Origin of the sequence: Xanthomonas sp. LMG 12462 (assembly GCF_009192885.1) — a bacterium.
GTDB lineage: Bacteria > Pseudomonadota > Gammaproteobacteria > Xanthomonadales > Xanthomonadaceae > Xanthomonas_A > Xanthomonas_A sontii.
On record NZ_NMPP01000014.1, the window covers coordinates 24,750 to 40,434 of the forward strand.

Consider the following 15,685-nt stretch of genomic DNA (forward strand, 5'->3'; position numbering starts at 1 on the left):
GCGCGGGTGCGCACGGTGACAGCCGCGTGCACCCGCTTGCGCCGCGGCATCAGTCGGCCTTGCTCAGCTTCAGCGCCGCTTCCAGCAACAGGAACAGGCGCCGCACTTCGGCGCTCATCAGCGCGAAGCGCGCGTCCAGTTCGGCGCGCACGCCGTCCTGGTCGGCATGCTCGAGCTGGTCCAGCGCACCGTCGAGGAACTTCAGCTTGCGGATCACCAGATCGTCGCCGAGCACGAAGGACACGTGGTCGTCGAGCACCAGCGCCAGCTTGGTGACCTGCTTGCCGGCTTCCAGGTGCTTGTCGATCTCGTCGCAGCGCAGCTCCTGGTGCTGGCACTTGACCACCGCGCCGCCTTCGATCGGATCCTTCATCTCGCATTCTTCGCCCAGGCTCAGGCCCTCGGGCAGCGGCTCGCCGGCGATCCAGCCGGTGAGGATCGAGCGCGGCGCAACTTCGGCGTTGAGCGGCAGCGCCGGGAAGCTGCCGAGCAGGCCGCGGATCTCCGACATCACGTTCTCGCCGGTCTTGCGGCTGGAGGTGTCCACGGCGACGTAGCCGTGCTGCAGGTCGAGCATGGCGTCGGTGCGCGAAGACTTGACGAAGGCGCGCGGCAGCAGCTCATGGATCAGGTCGTCCTTGAGCCGCTTGCGCGCGCGGCCGCCGGGGCGCCGGCCTTCCTTCTCCTCGATCTCGGCGACCTTGCGCGCGAGCAGGTCGTTGACCACAGAGCCGGGCAGGATCTTGTCCTCGCCGCCGACGGTCAGCCACAGGAAATCGGCGATGCGGTGCGACAGCGCCTCCTGTTCGTCGCGGCCGAACGGGGAGATGAAGCCCCGCGAGCTCATTTCCAGCGGGCCGACCGACTTGAGCAGGGCCTCCGGCAGGAGCGTTTCGACCTCGGAGAAATCGAGCGTGGTGGGGAAGCGGAACAGGGTCAGATTGCGAAAGAACATCGAGCATCCAGCGGAAGGAAACGGAACGGTCCGGCGGCATGCGCCGGGGAGCGGCGGCCATTGTCGCATCGCGCCCGCCCCGGCACCGCATCGGGCGGTTCAGCGAGATGGATCAGCCCAACGGGTCGTCCGCCCAGGCGCCGGCCGTCGCCGCGCCGCCGAGCGCGGCGAAGTCGAACAGCGCGCGGTCGGCCAGCTGCGCCGGATGCACGTTGCCCAGTGCCCGGGCAATCTGCTCCACCCGCCCCGGATGCTCCCGGTCCCACTGCTGCAGCAGCTGGCCGACCTGGCGGCGCTGCAGGGTTTCCTGGCTGCCGCACAGCGTGCAGGGGATCAGCGGGAAGGCCTGCGTCTGTGCGTAGGCGGCGATATCGTCCTCGCGCACGTAGGCCAGCGGCCGGATCACCACGTGGCGGCCATCGTCGCTGCGCAGCACCGGCGCCATCGCCGCCAGCTTGGCGTGGAAGAACAGGTTCATGAAGAACGTGGCAACGATGTCGTCGCGGTGGTGGCCCAGCGCGATCTTGGTGAAGCCGTTCTCCGCCGCGTAGCGGTAAAGCGCGCCACGGCGCAGCCGCGAGCACAGCGAACACAGGGTCTTGCCTTCCGGCACCACCCGGGTGACCACCGAATAGGTGTCCTGTTCGATCACATGCCAGGGCACGCCACGCTGGCGCAGGTAGGCCGGCAGCACGTCGGCGGGAAAGCCCGGCTGCTTCTGGTCCAGGTTCACCGCCACCAGCTCGAACGGTACCGGCGCCTTGCGCTGCAGCTGCAGCAGGATGTCCAGCAGGGTGTAGCTGTCCTTGCCGCCGGACAGGCACACCATGACCTTGTCGCCGGCACCGATCATGCCGAAATCGGCGATGGCCTGGCCCACCTGCCGGCACAGGCGCTTGCCCAACGCCACGGCGTTGCGGGCGGCGGGCGGTGCGGGATCGGCGAGCGGGTGCAGCGGCGGCAGGGGCAGGGGCGAGGTCATCGGCGGTAGTGTAGTCGGCGGCTCGGACCGCCGTGATTGTGAAGCTGACGTTGAAGCCGAGCTTTATCGGCCCTGTTGCCTGCGAGGATCGGGACAAGCGCCACGCCCCGTCTATCGATCCTCCTCGGCCATGCCGCCAGGAGACCAAGGCCGTACACTCGCCACTGGTCACCGACGCAAGGTCGCCCCATGTTCAAGAACCTCATCCCCAAGATCTTCTACGCGCGCATGCAGGACGGGCTGGATTTCTTCGTCGGCGGCCTGGGATTCCAGGTGCTGTACCAGGACGCCACGATGGCGGTGATCGCACGCGACGGCGCCAAGGCCTATCTGGTGGAGAACGCCGAGTGGGCGGCGAAGGACCGGCCGGAACTGGGCATCGAAACCGACAGCATCGACACGATCTATGCGGAGCTGTCCGCACGTGCGCCGCAGTGGCTGCATCCGAATTGCCGTACCGTCGCGCTCAAGCCCTGGGGCGCACGCGAGTTCGCGATGCTGGACCCGACCACGGTCTGCGTGGTGTTTCGCGAGTGGCCGGCGCAGGAGTGAGCGACGGCGAGCCTGGGCGAGCTGTGGATGGGCATGCGCAAGAAACAGGATCTGCCGGAAAAGCCCTGCCTGCATTGCGGCCGGCCGTTCCGCTGGCGCAAGAAGTGGGAGAAGGTCTGGGACGAGGTGAAGTATTGTTCCGACCGCTGCCGTGGCGAGCGCAAGCGCGTGCGCGCGCCGGAGGCGCCGTGAGCTCCCGGGCCGTGCGCTGGCGCACCGCATGCCAGCAGGCGTGCCGCCCTGCATGAGTCCGGTGCCCTCCACCGCCCACACCCTGCGCCTGGTACTCGGCGACCAGCTCGATCCCGAGCACGCCTGGTTCGACGTGCGCGATCCCGGCGTGGTGTATGTGCTGATGGAAGTGCGGCAGGAGACCGACTACGTCCTGCACCATGCCCAGAAGATCCTGGCCGTGTTCGCCGCGATGCGCGACTTCGCCCGGCACCTGCGCAGCGTCGGCCACCGCGTGCGCTACGTGGCGATCGACGATGCCAGCAACCGCCAGTCCATCCCCGCCAATCTCGATGCGCTGATGGCGCACTACGGTGCGCAGCGCCTGCAGTATCAGGATCCGGACGAATGGCGCCTGGACCAGCAGCTGCGGCAGTGGGGGGCGACGCAGGCCTTCGCCACCGAGGCGGTGGACAGCGCGCACTTCTACACGCGTCGCAACGAAGTGGCGGACTTTTTCCGCGGACGTGGGCAGTGGCTGATGGAGCATTTCTACCGGCACATGCGCAAGCGTCACCGGATCCTGCTGGCGGCGGACGGCACGCCCGAGGGCGGGCAGTGGAACTACGACCACGACAATCGCCAGCCCTGGCATGGCGAGCCGCCGCCACCGCCCGATGCGCGCCCGACCCACGATCACCGCGCGCTGTGGGCCAGCATCCAGGCCGCCGGCGTGGACAGTTTCGGTCAGCCGCAGGCAGAGGCGGTGCGCTGGCCGCTGAACCGGGCCGAGGCGCTGTCCTGCCTCGATCGCTTCATCGTCGACGCCCTGCCGCATTTCGGCCGCTACGAGGATGCGATGAGCACGCGCAGTCCGCGCCTGTTCCATTCGCAGCTTTCCTTCGCCCTCAACACCAAGATGCTGCGGCCGCAGGAAGTGGTGCAGCGCGTGCTGGCGGCCCATAGCGCTGGCGCCGCGCCGCTGGCAGCGGTGGAAGGTTTCGTGCGGCAGATCCTGGGCTGGCGCGAGTACGTGCGCGGCATCTACTGGGCACACATGCCTGGCTATGAAGCGCGCAATGCGCTCGGCCACGACACGCCGCTGCCGGCCTGGTTCTGGACCGGCGACACGCACATGCGCTGCCTGCAGCACGCCATCGGCCAATCGCTGCAGGATGCGTACGCGCACCATATCCAGCGGCTGATGGTGATCGGCAACTTCGCCCTGCTCGCCGGCCTGGATCCGGCGGCGGTGCATCGCTGGTACCTGGGCGTCTACATCGACGCGTTCGAATGGGTCGAACTGCCCAACACCGTGGGCATGAGCCAGTTCGCCGACGGCGGCCTGCTCGCGACCAAGCCCTACGTCAGCAGCGCGGCCTACATCGACCGCATGAGCGACTACTGCCAGGGCTGCCGCTACGATCGCAAGCAGAAGACCGGCGCGCGTGCGTGTCCCTACAACGCGCTGTACTGGGACTTCTTCGCCCGGCACCAGGACACGCTGGGGCGCAATCGTCGCCTGGACATGGTCTACCGCCAACTGGGCAAGTTGTCGGCCACGCAACTGCAGGCCTTGCGCACACAAGCGCAGCAGTTGCGCGAAGGTCTGGACACGCTGTAGCGCTGGCCAGGCGCCTCGCGCGCATCCGCAGCGGCTGGACGCGATGCAGGAACGTGTCCTGCGACGCACCCAAAGCGTGCCGCACGCCGCGCATCGACACGCTGTCGCATGCCCGGCGCACGCAATCGCGCGATCTGCTACCTGCGTTGTGGTCGCTCCATACACGCTCAAGCACCCTGTGCCGCCGGTCGGCGCAGGCCGCCGGTTGCACTCGAGGTGTCAGCGACGTGGATGACGGTCGGATGACTGTCGCGCGTCGTGTTGTTCCCCCGCAACCCTATCGAGCATGATCATGACCACGACGTTCTCCCTCACCACCAGCGCACGCGCACTGGGTGTCCTCGCTCTCATGACCGCCGCCACGGCGATCGCCGCCGTCCCCGCCGCGCCGCAATGCAGCGTGCCGCAGGCTTGGGTGCTGCCGACCGCGACCACCGTGGTCGGCAACGGCACGCAGGCCAGTTGCACCGCCAGTGCGCTGGCCACCGCTGCGGCGCAAGGCGGCTACATCACCTTCAACTGCGGCACCAAGCCGACCAGCATCGCGGTCGACCGTTCGATCGTCATCGCGGCGACGACGCCCACGGTGATCGACGGCCAGGGCAAGATCACCCTGGACGGCCGCCAGTCCGCCCGGATCCTACTGGTCAATGCCGGCAGTGCGCTGTCGGTGCGCAACCTGAAACTGCAGAACGGCAGCTCCGTGCAGCCGGCATCGAACCAGGCCTACGACCCGGGCACCTGGGGCGGCGGCGCGATCAAGGTCGGCTACCGCGGCAAGCTGGAAGTCATCAACAGCCAGTTCCTGGCCAACCGCAGCAGCATCGGCGGCGGCGCCATCTTCGCCGGCAGCGACGCCGAGGTGACCATCGTCCGCAGCGGCTTCTACAAGAACAGTTCCTGGCTCGGCGGCGCGCTGTATACCCAGCTCAGCCGGCTCACCATCGTCGGTTCGGAATTCGCCAACAACCAGGCGATCAATGCGCCGCAGGGCTTCCCCGATGCCGGCAACTTCGGTGGCGGCGGTGCGATCGACACCGACGGCGCATCGCTGGCCGGCTATCTCAAGGGCGGCGTCGGCAGTGGCGGTACGCTGGCGGTGTGCGGCACCGTGGTCCGCAACAACGTCGCCGCCAACGGCTCCGGCGGCGCCACGTTGTGGGCGTACGCGCCGGACACCATCGACGTGAAGTACTCCACCTTCGCCAACAACGTCGCCACCGGCGGTCCGGGCGGCGGCGCGCGCATCAGCATGGGCTTCACCGACACCTCGCATGCCGGCACCGCCATCACCACGCCGGGCACCATCAACGTCGCCGAGACCAGCTTCCTGTCCAACAAGGCCCAACAGGGCAACGCCGGCGCGCTGTACCTGGATTGCTACGGCGCCTGCGACGTCAGCAACAGCACTTTCTACGGCAACTACGCGAAAGGCGTGGGCGCGGCCATCCAGCACGTCGGCTGGCAGCCGGCCAACGGCGACCAGGGCAGCCCCAGCGTGCGCTTCGACAACGTCACCTTCGCCGAAAACACGCCGTGGGTGACGCTGTTCGGCGACAAGTTCGACCTCCGCAACAGCATCCTGTACTCCAAGACCGAGCGCGTGTTCTGCAACAACCAGAGCAACACCGGCAACAACCTCATCGAGTACTCGGCCAAGGGCGCAGTCTGGCCGAACGCCTGTCTGGCCGCGGGCAACGTGAAAGCGGCCGATCCGCTGCTGTCGGCCCCCGCCAGCAACGGCGGGCCGACGCTCACCCAGCTGCCTGCGGCCAACAGCCCGGCGCTGAATGCCGGCAGCAACTGCGCCGCCATCGACCAGCGCGGCAATCCCCGCAATACCGCCGTGTGCGATCTCGGCGCGGTGGAGGTCAAGTAAGTCGATCTGCCGTCGTTCGCTGCACGAAAGCGTGCGGTCGCGCCGGCCTGGCCGGTGCGGCCGCGCGTATTGATTCGATCGTCAGCAACGCGACTGGAAGGCCCTGCTACAGTGCGCGCAGCATGCGCCGAAGACCGCAGGAGCGACCGTGAACGAATCCGACGCCTACGTGTACGACGAGATCCGCAAATGGGTCTGGTCCGGGTTCTACTCCCAGGACGAGATCCAGGAGATGCTCGAGGACATCCTGGAAGACGACTGCGACGAGACCATGCTGCGCGCCTCGGTCGCCAGCCAGTGGCAGGCCAAGCAGCAGGCGGAACAGACCTGGCCGGCGCAGACCGACTGCGACCGGCTCGATGCGCTGTTCGAGCGGCTGCACGACGCCGGCATCTGTGCGCTGGCCAATGCCGGCTACACCATGTCCGACGGTCACGTCGACGTGAACCAGGCGGTGGCCGACACGCCGGACCGGCGTTACCACGGCTACTGCTTCTATCACGGCCAGGACATGGAGCGCGCCATCGACGGCGGTGGGCTGATGCTGGCCTTCGGCGATCTTGAAGGACGCGAGGACGCAGACCTGGCGGTCGGCCAGCAGGTCGCCGCGGCGTTGCGTGCGGCCGGCTTCACCGTGGACTGGGACGGCACGCCGCGCAAGCGCATCGATCTGCCCGGCTTCGTCTGGCAGCGTCGCGCCGACTGGGAGTGATGTTCCAGCGCGGCGTGGGCAGCGGCAGGCTGCGAGACGCCGATGCCCTGGCTACAATCGCGTGCTCATGTCTGACCGCGCCACGATGCGTGGAAGACGTTTGACGGAGAGGCGTTTCATGGAGCGGATGCTGTATCGCAATCGCCGCGGGTCGCTGCACGTAGCCGGCAGGCACCATGCGCCGCGCGCGGCCCTGCTGTTGGCCACCGCGTTGCTGGCCGCCTGTGCCGGTGCGCAGTCTTCTTCCCCCTCGATCACCCCTGCACACACGGAGCGGACCATGTCGGAGATGACGCCAGAGCACCTGGCACAAGGCGTAGTACGGTTGATCCTGGCGATCGGCGGCAAGCAGGATCTGGTCGCCGCGCAGGTCGCGGCGCAGACCGGTCTGCAGGTCGAGGACGAGGGCGGGCATGCGTTCAGCGCGTCCGGCACGCTCGCCGGCGGTGGCGGCTACACGCTGGAATCGGTCGCCGATGCCGATGCTGCGCCGCCGTCGCGGCTGGACCTACGCTTCACGCCCGCGCCGGGCGCGGCACCGGCGCAATGCACGCAATCGTTGGCCGGGTATCGCCAGGCGCTGGTCGCGGCCGGCTTCGTGCCGCGCTGGATCGCACCGCCGCGTCAGGGCAGCGCCGGCCGCTGGCATTTCGAACGCGGCGCGGTCGCCGTGTACGCCTTCCTCGGCAAGGACGCTGGCGAACACGACGCGCAGGCGTGCGTGGAGATGCTGCAGATCCTGGTCGACGCCTGAGGAGCGCGGAGATGGCACACGACGACGAACGCCTGAAGGGCATGGTCGACACCTTCGCGCAAGCGCATCCGAAGGAAGGCCAGGCGCTGCGGCAGATGCTGGACAACACGCCGGAACTGCGCACGCGCGTGGAGCAGGCGATCGGGCAACAGCAGCTGTCCGGCTTCGCGCCCAGCCCCGAGGCGGGTACCGGGTCGTACAGCCCGCGCACCGGACAGATCGAGTTGCCGATGGACGTGCTGGCCACGGCGAAGATGAACGCGCCGCGCGACGATTCGGCCAACACCGCCCGCATCGTGCTGGGCCACGAGATCGGCCATGCCATCAACAAGGCCGCCATCGACCGCAGCGATGCCGCGTTCGCGGCCAAGGTCGACGGCATCGCCGCCTCGCCCTCGCCGCACGACTACACCGCCACGCTCAAGGCCTACGGGCAGGAACAGCGCACCCGCGAGGCCAAGGACGAGATCGCCGGGGTCAACACGCTGGCCGACTACGTCACCCGCACCAATCCCAAGGCCACGCTCAAGGACCTGTACAACGCCAGCAGCGAGATGGCCAGCTACATCGACAAGCAGGGCGTAGGCAGCAAGGCCACCTACACCGCCAAGGACGGGTTGAGCTTCGGCAAGGACCTGAAGATCGACGCGGACAATCCGCGCAACGTGGAGGCGATGGGCAAGCTGTTCTACGACGCGCGCGGCTATCCGCAGAACTATGGCGAGCGCGCGCTGGCGCAGATCGCCGATGCCGAGGACCGGGCGCAGGCGCAGCATCCCGAGCGCACGCCGCCGGCGGTGCATGCCGACCTGAAGGCGGTCGGCATCGATGCCGCGCAGGTGCCGCGCGATGTGCTGCCGGCGGGATTCCGCGATGGTTCCGCACCGGCGCCGACACCCGAACCGCCTGCGCCGCGCGCCAGCGAGCCGGCCGCCGCGCCGGGTGCCGCAGACCGCGCCCTGCACGAGCGGGTCCGCAGCGGCGTGGCCCAGGCCGAACAGGCGATCGGCAAGGGTTGGGACGACAACAGCGAGCGCATGACCGCCAGCCTGACCCTGTTGGCCAGGCAGAACGGCTTCAGCGAGCGCGATCAGCTGGCAGTGGGCTTCAACCGGCCCACCGCCGCGCACCAGGGCGGCGAACTGGCGTTCGTGTACCGCAACGGCGGCGACGTTTCGCCCGATCCCTACGCCAACCGCGCACACATGCCGACCAGCGAGGCGATCGCGCGGCCGGCGCAGGAGACCTACCTGCAACTGCAGCAGCTGGGGGCGCAGCAGGGGCAGGCGCAGCGCCAGGCACAGGAGCAGGAACAGGCGCTGCAGGCGTCGCAACAAGGCCCGACGCGGAGCGATCCGCCGCAGGTGCTGAGCCGCTGAGCGCAGCAGGGTGGCAGTGCGCGTGCGGTACTGCCGCCTCGGTGGGCCATGGTCGCGGCAGGCCGCGGCCACGGCGCGCCGCTCGCGCCGCCTCCCATCGCGTCGAGAGCACGGCGCCAGGGTCACGCTGGCTTACGGCTGCCAGACCAGGTTCTGGGTCTTCGGATCGGCGGTGACTTTCTCGACCTTGCCGGCGCCGTCGAAGGACACCTGGAACTCGTTGAAGCTGTCGAGCCAGTAGCGCCATAGCGGCGCGTCCAGGCTCGGGTTCTCGCTGGTGATCGGATAGCCCAGCGCCATCAGCACCTGCTCGCGGGTCATGCCCTTGGTCACGCGGTTGGCGGCGATCGCCTCGCGGATCTTCGGCGGGTAGGCCGCCAGCTTCGCCGTGGGATCCTGCGCAACCACGTAGCGCTGGGCGAAGGCCTCGTTACCCAGGTCGCGGCTGTAGTCGTTGCCGATCGACTGCTTCTTGCCGTCGATCAACACATTGACCCGGTAGCGGCCGTAACCGGTCACCTGCACCGGCGTGCCGGCCGGGATCACCCGCTTGCCGTCTTCGGCGTAGTTGCTGTCGCTGATCCAGCTGCCGTCGCTGCGCATGTTGCAGCACAGGAAGCCGGAGAACTTGGCATCGGCCGCCGCGGCCAGCTGCGGCAGGGCCGCCGCCAGGGCGAGGGCGAGAACGAACGGGGAACGGAACGAACGCATGGCTGACTCCTTTCGGCGCGGCGATCCTGCCGCGGGTGGCACGAGGGTGGGAGGGCGCCGCCTCCGCCGCGGCGCCCGCGCGCATTGTGCCGGCTGTCCTGCGCCCGGCATAGCGGCGCGTTGCACGGTGACGGCGGACCGGTGGCCTGTGTATGCTCGAACCTCGTGGACACCCTGACGCCCGCCGAGATCTCCCTGCGCATCGACGCCCTGCGTCGGGAGCACCGCGCGCTCGACGAACAGTTGCAGCGCATCCCGGCCAATCTGGACGACGAGCTGGAAGCCAAGCGGCTGAAGAAGCGCAAGCTGCAACTGAAGGACTGCATCCTGCGCCTGGAGCATCTGCTGATCCCCGACGAACCGGCGTGAGCGCGGCGACCTTCTTCAGCGTCGGCCATTCCACGCGCAGCCTGGAGACCTTCCTGCAGATCCTGCAGGGCGCCGGCGTCACCCGGCTCGCCGACGTGCGCGCCTTTCCGTCTTCGCGGCGGTTCCCGCAGTTCGACGGCAGCGCGCTGGCACCGGCGCTGGCCGCGGTGGGCATCGCCTACCGGCACTTCCGCGCCCTGGGCGGACGCCGCGGCAGGCAGCCGGGCGTCGATCCGCGGCGCAACGGCCACTGGCGCAGCGTCAGCTTCCACCACTACGCCGACTACGCGCTGGGCGCCGAATTCGCCGAGGCGCTGGCCGAGTTGCAGGCCTTCGGCGAGGACGGCGCGTGCGCGGTCATGTGTGCCGAGGCCTACTGGCGCCAGTGCCACCGCCAGATCGTCTGCGACCACCTGCTGCACCATGGCCATCCGGTGGTGCACCTGATCGATGTCGGCCGCCAGGAGCCGGCCACGCTGAATCCGGCTGCGCGCAGCGACGCGCACGGGCAACTGGTCTATCCGCCCGATGCGGTGGCTGCGGGGCCGCGCACCGGAGACCTGTTCGACGCCTGAGCCGCGCTTCCATGGTCGCCGCGTCAGGGTATCCGCCGCGTCGCCACGCGCCGGGAGTCCACTGCGGGTCGCGCCACGCGCAGCGGCGTCAGACTCAGTCCTGCGGAACCGACGGCACCGCGATCGCATTGCTGCGCGGCGTATCGTCGGTGCTGACGAGCGTGGTGGTGCCCTGCCCGCTCGCTCCGTCCTGGTTGGCGGCGAGCAGGCGCAGAGGCTGGCCGCGATAGCGGTACTCCAGTGCCTGCTGCAGCTGGTCCAGCCGCGCCACCCGTGCGCACAGCGCCTGCGCCTTGGTTTCGATCCCCTTGCTGCGCGCATCCAGCCGCGCCTCGAGGGCGGCGTCCATGCGGTCGGCGCGTTCGCCGATGGCCTCCGCGCGGCCCGTCACGACCTGCCAGAGCACGTGACGGGTGATGCTGCCCACGAAGCTTTCCGCCTGCGTCTCGACATAGTCCTCGAACCGGTCGTCGAACGCCTCCTGGTCCCAGCGCCCCTTGCCGAGGGTGCCGTCGACATAGGCATTGGCGTGCGTGCGCAGCCGTTCGATCTTGCGCGCGTTGCCGGCACTGCCGGTCAGCATCTCCACAACGGAACCCAGCACGTCGTAGCTGAGATCGACCATCTCGTGCGAGAGGTCGGCCACCTGCGGCATCAGCGCGCGGGTTTCGCGTTCCATCTCCAGCAGTCGCTGCGCATCGGCGTCGCCGATCTGCTGCACCTGGCGATCCACGCTCAATTCGCCCGCATGGAAGAAGATCTCGCGCGGCCCGTCGCCATCGCTGCGGGTGAGCCAGATGCCGCCCGTGTCGGCGAGCACGTTGAACGGTGTGCTCAGGCCGCACTGGCGCGAGGACACCTGCGGCCGATGGTCGTGCTTGCCAGCGTCGTCGCCCTGGTCGGCCCACGCAGGCCCGCTGGAGGCGGCAAGCAGCAACAGAGCGAAAAGAGGAGCTGTGCGCATCGCCGGAACCCGCAGCAGGGAGTTTCAAGCATGCTCGGGCCGCACCGGCCCCTGGGTCGCGTGTCGGAAGTCACTGTGCCGCGGCGTCAACCGCCGCGCCGCAGTGATAACAGGGCGCCCTTCTGTTTGGCGCGTCGCCACGCGCCAGGATCTCACCGCATCACGACGGCATGTGCTGCAACTACCGCCTCAATCCTGCGGAACCGGCGGCTCCTCCACCTTCGCCGCTTCCGGGCTGACCCGCTCGATGGTGTGGCGCAGCTCACGGCCCAGAATGAACTTGGCGTCCTTCGCCCACGCATCCAGCCGTTCGTCGAACACCAGCTTGCTGTTCTCGTCCGGCCACACCAGCTTCAGTTCGCGCAGCTTCTGGATGAAGCCGCGGAACAGGGTCTTGTCGAAGAACTCCGGCGCCGCCGGTGCGTACAGCAGGCTCAGGCGTTGCGCGGCCTGCTGGCACAGGCTCTCCAGTTCGCCGGCGCCGAGCTTGCCCGGGCCGTTCTTCACCAGGACCGAGATGGCGATGTAATAGCGCTCGAACGCCTGTTGCAGCGAGTGGCCGATGGCGCGCAGGCGGAACACCTCGTCGGTCTGGCCGGTGTTGCGCGCCAGCACGCTGCCGTCGTCCTCGGCGAGCTGCAGCAGCAGGCCTTCGCGCACGAACACCTCGATGGTGCGTTCGATGCGCTCGGCGAACTGGTCCTCGCTCCACGGCAGGAACAGTTCCGCCTGCAGGAACGGGTACACGGTGCGGCCCAGTCGCAGCAGGCCGGTGCGGCTCATGCGGCGGTTGTTCTGGAAACAGCACGCCACCCACGAGGAGGCGGTGAACAGGTGCAGCACGTTGTTGCGGAAATAGCTCAGCAGCACCGCGTTGTCGCCGTTGACGCTGAGCACGTCGCCGAGCGGATGCGGCGTGCGGGTGAGCACGTTGATCTCTTCGGCGTGGGCGATGATGCGCTCGGGCGAATGCGGGGTCACCGTGACCCGGTCCGAGTACGGCAGTTCCGCCAGCAGCTTCTTGCACAGCTCGATCTGCGCGATCAGGTCGGCCTCGCCCATGGCGTGCTTGGGCGTGGACAGCAGCGCCAGCGCGAGCAGGTTGACCGGGTTGACGTCGGCGGCGGCGTTGATGTGCACCTGGATCTGCTGCGCCAGCGCATCGACGGTGCCGTTCAACCAGGCCGGCTTCTCGTCCTCGCCCAGCGGCTGGCCGTCCCATTCCGGCGCGCGCTGCGCCAGCACCTGGCTCAACGGAATCGGCTCGCCGAAGTTCACCACCACCTGGCCGTAGTTCTGCTTGAGCACCTTGGGGATGCCCCACAGCAGCGCCCAGATCGATTCCTTCTCCTTGGGCCGGCCGCTGAGTTCGTCGAGGTAGCTGTTGCCCTCCATCAGCTTCTCGTAGCCGACGTAGATCGGCTGGAACAGCACCGGCTTGCGCGGCTGGCGCAGGAACGCGCGCAGGGTCATCGCGATCATGCCGCCCTTGGGTTGCAGCAGGCGGCCGGTGCGCGAGCGTCCGCCTTCGACGAAGTACTCGATCGAGTAGCCGCCGGCGACCAGTTGCGCCACGTACTCGCTGAGCACCGCCGAGTACAGCGCGTTGCCCTTGATCGAGCGGCGGATGAAGAACGCGCCGCCCTTGCGCAGCAGGGTGCCGACCACCGGCAGGTTGAGGTTGATGCCGGCCACGATGTGCGGCGGCACGATGCCGCGTTCGTACAGCAGGTAGGACAGCAGCAGGTAGTCCATGTGGCTGCGGTGGCTGGGCACGTAGATCACTTCGTGCCCGGGCGCGGCGTCCTTGAGCTTGTCCAGGTGGTGGACCAGCACGCCGGCGTAGATGCGGTTCCAGACGTGGGTCAGCAGGAAGCTGGCCGAGCGCACCACCGGGCTGGAATAGTCGGCGGCGATTTCCCAGGCGTAGGCGTGCGCCTTGCGCCAGGCGTCCACCGGCTTGCTGTTGTCGCGCTTGGCCTGCGCGGCGATCGCCTCGCGCACCGGCTCGGCCGCCAGCACCTGGTCCACCAGCAGGCGCCGGGTCGACAGGTCCGGGCCGATCACGGCCTCGCGGATGCGCCGGAAGTGGGTGCGCAGCACGCGCTGCAGCTTGCGCACGGTGCGCTCGGGCGGCAGCCCTTCCTCCACCGTCTGTCGCATCGACACCGGTGGGGCGAAGCGCACGATGGTGCTGCGGCCGTTGAGCAGCACGCCGAGCAGGCGCCGGAAGCTGCCCACCAGCGCCCAGTTTTCCGAGAACAGCACGGCGAACCAGCCGCTCTGCTTGTCCGGGGCGCGGCCGACGAAGATCGACACCGGCACCAGGTGGATGTCCAGGTCCGGGCGCTCGCGGTGCGCCTGCAGCAGCTTGGCCAGCGAATCGGAGTGGGTCTTGGCGCCGCGCTGCTCCGGCAGCAGCGCGTGGTTGCTGCTGCGCCGGGACAGCGCCAGGTAGGCGCGCTTGCGGCCCAGCGGGTCGCCGGGCAGCGGCACCAGCGGCGAGGGCAGGCCGGATTCGCGGCAGGCCTTGTCCAGGATCAGCGCGTTGGACAGGCCGTAGTCCTCCAGCACGTACACCACCGGGCGGCCGTCGTTGTACTGGCCCGGCTCGGCCGGTTCGATCTTCAGGCCCAGCCAGGGATCGGCCAGGCGGCCGAGCAGGCGCGCCCACAGCGGCCCCTTGGCCTGGCGCGCGGCGGGTGCGGCCACCGGCAGGGTGGAGGGGGCGGCGGTCGAAGAGGGCGCGGCGCCGGGGTCGGCGGGGGGCGCGTCGGCGGGCGTACGGGCCGCGTCGGCCGCGCGTGCGGCCGCGGCGTCGTCGGGGAACGGGAGGGGATTCTGTTCTGGCATCTGGGCCATTATCGCTTAGCCGGCGGGACGGGGTCGGCGGCGGGTGCCGCGGCCGCGGTGGCGGTGCCGGCGCTGGCCGCCAGCAGCGCATCCACCTCACTGAGGGTGTCGCGCAGGTACCAGTGCCCGTCGCGGCGCACCAGCACCGCGGTGGTGTCGATCTGTTCGCCGTCCAGCGGGTACTGGATGCGCACCACCGCCTGGTCGCCCTGCTGGTTGACCAGGCCGGTGCGCAGCGCGCCGGCGCTGGCGTCCAGGTCCAGGCCGTAGTCGGCCAGTACCGCCTTGAGGTCGGCCAGGAACGGGCCCAGCCGGCGCAGGCTCTCGTCCATGCCCAGGGTGCGCAGGTCGGCATCGCTGCGCACGCCGGTGCGGCGCGCGCCCGCGCACAGCCGCGCGAGCGCCGCCTGGGCGCGCTTGCGCTCGGACAACGGTGCGCGCGCGGCCCAGGCGCTCAGCGCCTGCACCAGTTGCACGTAGTGGCCGCGCTGTTCGGGCGTGTAGTGGCCCTGGTTGCGCAGGAACTGCACGCCGAACAGGCCCAGCGAGTGCGCGGCCTGCTTCAGGCTCGCCGCCTGGCCGCCGAACTGCGCGTCGAAGGCGCGTTGCAGCTGGCGCTCGGCGTCCGGCGCGGCGAGGGTGTCGAGCACCTCGGGCAGGCGTTCGGCCAGCGGCAGCTCGGTCAGCGGCCAGCGGCTGCGGTCCTCGCTCCAGGCCTGTTGCAGGCGTTGGTATTGGGCCGGCGGCACCGCGGCGCGGGCGTAACCGAGCAGGTCGTTGCGTTGCAGCGCGTGCGCCAGCGTGCGCACCGCGGCCGCCGGCTCGGCGCTGGCGCCGGGCAGTTCGGCGGGCGTGCGCTTGCATCCGCCCACGGCCAGGGTGAGCATCGCCAACAGCAGGATGCACAGCGCGCGCGAGGAGATGACCCGGGTCGGGCAGGACGACATACGATGCGGGCTCGTTCCCCAAAACGTCCCGCATCTTGCTGGGCGCGGGCGATTCCGGCAAGCCGGGCGGGGCGGCGGTGTGGGGACGACCGGCAGGCAGCCAGGGGGCTGGGCTTGTCGCGGCGGGACATTTCATGACCCGGCGCTGGGCTGTCGGGACAGGCATGTCGGCATATGGCCAGATGTGCCAGTGGATTGCGGATGTTGCAACGCATCATGTAACCGCTTGCAGTTGCTGCTAACGTCCGCCCACCTCGA

General features: G+C 69.3%; 15 protein-coding genes. 9 read left to right on the plus strand and 6 right to left on the minus strand.

Features of this window, described 5'->3' with window-relative positions:
* Positions 1-49: 49 nt before the first annotated feature.
* Entirely contained in the window at positions 50-955 is a 906-nt protein-coding gene (locus CEK69_RS04660; RefSeq protein WP_017912119.1) for a recombination-associated protein RdgC, read from the minus strand.
* A 112-nt stretch (positions 956-1,067) separates the two neighbouring features.
* Positions 1,068-1,937, minus strand: coding sequence for a tRNA 2-thiocytidine(32) synthetase TtcA (gene ttcA, locus CEK69_RS04665; RefSeq protein WP_152244154.1), 870 nt, complete (start codon positions 1,935-1,937; stop codon positions 1,068-1,070).
* Positions 1,938-2,126: 189 nt separating this feature from the next.
* Between ttcA and CEK69_RS04670 the strand changes: the two genes are divergently transcribed.
* The 7 genes from CEK69_RS04670 to CEK69_RS04700 all read left to right on the plus strand — a co-directional run bounded on the left by CEK69_RS04670 (position 2,127) and on the right by CEK69_RS04700 (position 9,008).
* Positions 2,127-2,489, plus strand: coding sequence for a hypothetical protein (locus CEK69_RS04670; RefSeq protein WP_017907949.1), 363 nt, complete (start codon positions 2,127-2,129; stop codon positions 2,487-2,489).
* Positions 2,490-2,516: 27 nt separating this feature from the next.
* Positions 2,517-2,681 (plus strand): DUF2256 domain-containing protein, encoded by a 165-nt coding sequence (locus CEK69_RS04675; RefSeq protein ID WP_081616418.1) that lies wholly within the window; start codon positions 2,517-2,519, stop codon positions 2,679-2,681.
* Positions 2,682-2,733: 52 nt separating this feature from the next.
* Complete coding sequence (locus tag CEK69_RS04680; protein ID WP_152244156.1) at positions 2,734-4,284, plus strand: cryptochrome/photolyase family protein; 1,551 nt, start codon at positions 2,734-2,736, stop codon at positions 4,282-4,284.
* 286 nt (positions 4,285-4,570) lie between these two features.
* The gene (locus CEK69_RS04685; RefSeq protein ID WP_152244158.1) at positions 4,571-6,163 is read left to right on the plus strand and encodes a choice-of-anchor Q domain-containing protein; all 1,593 of its coding nucleotides are present in this window, start codon (positions 4,571-4,573) and stop codon (positions 6,161-6,163) included.
* A 148-nt stretch (positions 6,164-6,311) separates the two neighbouring features.
* The gene (locus tag CEK69_RS04690; protein ID WP_152244160.1) at positions 6,312-6,875 is read left to right on the plus strand and encodes a hypothetical protein; all 564 of its coding nucleotides are present in this window, start codon (positions 6,312-6,314) and stop codon (positions 6,873-6,875) included.
* 280 nt (positions 6,876-7,155) lie between these two features.
* Positions 7,156-7,629: a hypothetical protein gene (locus CEK69_RS04695; RefSeq protein WP_226975038.1), complete on the plus strand. Its 474-nt coding sequence runs from the start codon at positions 7,156-7,158 to the stop codon at positions 7,627-7,629.
* A gap of 11 nt (positions 7,630-7,640) precedes the next feature.
* The gene (locus CEK69_RS04700; protein WP_152244164.1) at positions 7,641-9,008 is read left to right on the plus strand and encodes an XVIPCD domain-containing protein; all 1,368 of its coding nucleotides are present in this window, start codon (positions 7,641-7,643) and stop codon (positions 9,006-9,008) included.
* Between the two features lie 132 nt (positions 9,009-9,140).
* On the opposite strand, the gene bamE is transcribed toward CEK69_RS04700, so the two are convergent.
* Positions 9,141-9,719, minus strand: a complete 579-nt coding sequence (gene bamE / locus CEK69_RS04705) for an outer membrane protein assembly factor BamE (RefSeq protein WP_017912129.1) — start codon at positions 9,717-9,719, stop codon at positions 9,141-9,143.
* Positions 9,720-9,884: 165 nt separating this feature from the next.
* Between bamE and CEK69_RS04710 the strand changes: the two genes are divergently transcribed.
* Positions 9,885-10,088 (plus strand): DUF465 domain-containing protein, encoded by a 204-nt coding sequence (locus CEK69_RS04710; RefSeq protein WP_017908896.1) that lies wholly within the window; start codon positions 9,885-9,887, stop codon positions 10,086-10,088.
* Entirely contained in the window at positions 10,085-10,663 is a 579-nt protein-coding gene (locus tag CEK69_RS04715) for a DUF488 domain-containing protein (protein ID WP_152244166.1), read from the plus strand. The genes CEK69_RS04710 and CEK69_RS04715 overlap by 4 nt, the downstream gene beginning before the upstream one ends.
* A 94-nt stretch (positions 10,664-10,757) precedes the next feature.
* Here the strand turns inward: CEK69_RS04715 and CEK69_RS04720 are convergent, their stop codons facing one another.
* The 3 genes from CEK69_RS04720 to CEK69_RS04730 form a co-directional block, all read right to left on the minus strand.
* Positions 10,758-11,600: a DUF2884 family protein gene (locus tag CEK69_RS04720; RefSeq protein WP_152244268.1), complete on the minus strand. Its 843-nt coding sequence runs from the start codon at positions 11,598-11,600 to the stop codon at positions 10,758-10,760.
* A gap of 216 nt (positions 11,601-11,816) precedes the next feature.
* The gene (gene plsB / locus CEK69_RS04725; RefSeq protein WP_152244168.1) at positions 11,817-14,489 is read right to left on the minus strand and encodes a glycerol-3-phosphate 1-O-acyltransferase PlsB; all 2,673 of its coding nucleotides are present in this window, start codon (positions 14,487-14,489) and stop codon (positions 11,817-11,819) included.
* Positions 14,489-15,427, minus strand: coding sequence for a hypothetical protein (locus CEK69_RS04730; RefSeq protein ID WP_152244170.1), 939 nt, complete (start codon positions 15,425-15,427; stop codon positions 14,489-14,491). The genes plsB and CEK69_RS04730 overlap by 1 nt, the downstream gene beginning before the upstream one ends.
* Positions 15,428-15,685: the final 258 nt, after the last annotated feature.

What these genes read in the sequence shown, in the direction of transcription:
- plsB (WP_152244168.1), bottom strand. Translation starts at nt 14,489, where the DNA reads ATGGCCCAGATGCCAGAACAGAATCCCCTCCCGTTCCCCGACGACGCC.
- CEK69_RS04695 (WP_226975038.1), top strand. Translation starts at nt 7,156, where the DNA reads ATGTCGGAGATGACGCCAGAGCACCTGGCACAAGGCGTAGTACGGTTG.
- CEK69_RS04680 (WP_152244156.1), top strand. Translation starts at nt 2,734, where the DNA reads ATGAGTCCGGTGCCCTCCACCGCCCACACCCTGCGCCTGGTACTCGGC.
- CEK69_RS04660 (WP_017912119.1), bottom strand. Translation starts at nt 955, where the DNA reads ATGTTCTTTCGCAATCTGACCCTGTTCCGCTTCCCCACCACGCTCGAT.
- CEK69_RS04670 (WP_017907949.1), top strand. Translation starts at nt 2,127, where the DNA reads ATGTTCAAGAACCTCATCCCCAAGATCTTCTACGCGCGCATGCAGGAC.
- bamE (WP_017912129.1), bottom strand. Translation starts at nt 9,719, where the DNA reads ATGCGTTCGTTCCGTTCCCCGTTCGTTCTCGCCCTCGCCCTGGCGGCG.
- CEK69_RS04685 (WP_152244158.1), top strand. Translation starts at nt 4,571, where the DNA reads ATGATCATGACCACGACGTTCTCCCTCACCACCAGCGCACGCGCACTG.
- CEK69_RS04675 (WP_081616418.1), top strand. Translation starts at nt 2,517, where the DNA reads ATGGGCATGCGCAAGAAACAGGATCTGCCGGAAAAGCCCTGCCTGCAT.
- CEK69_RS04700 (WP_152244164.1), top strand. Translation starts at nt 7,641, where the DNA reads ATGGCACACGACGACGAACGCCTGAAGGGCATGGTCGACACCTTCGCG.
- ttcA (WP_152244154.1), bottom strand. Translation starts at nt 1,937, where the DNA reads ATGACCTCGCCCCTGCCCCTGCCGCCGCTGCACCCGCTCGCCGATCCC.
- CEK69_RS04730 (WP_152244170.1), bottom strand. Translation starts at nt 15,427, where the DNA reads ATGTCGTCCTGCCCGACCCGGGTCATCTCCTCGCGCGCGCTGTGCATC.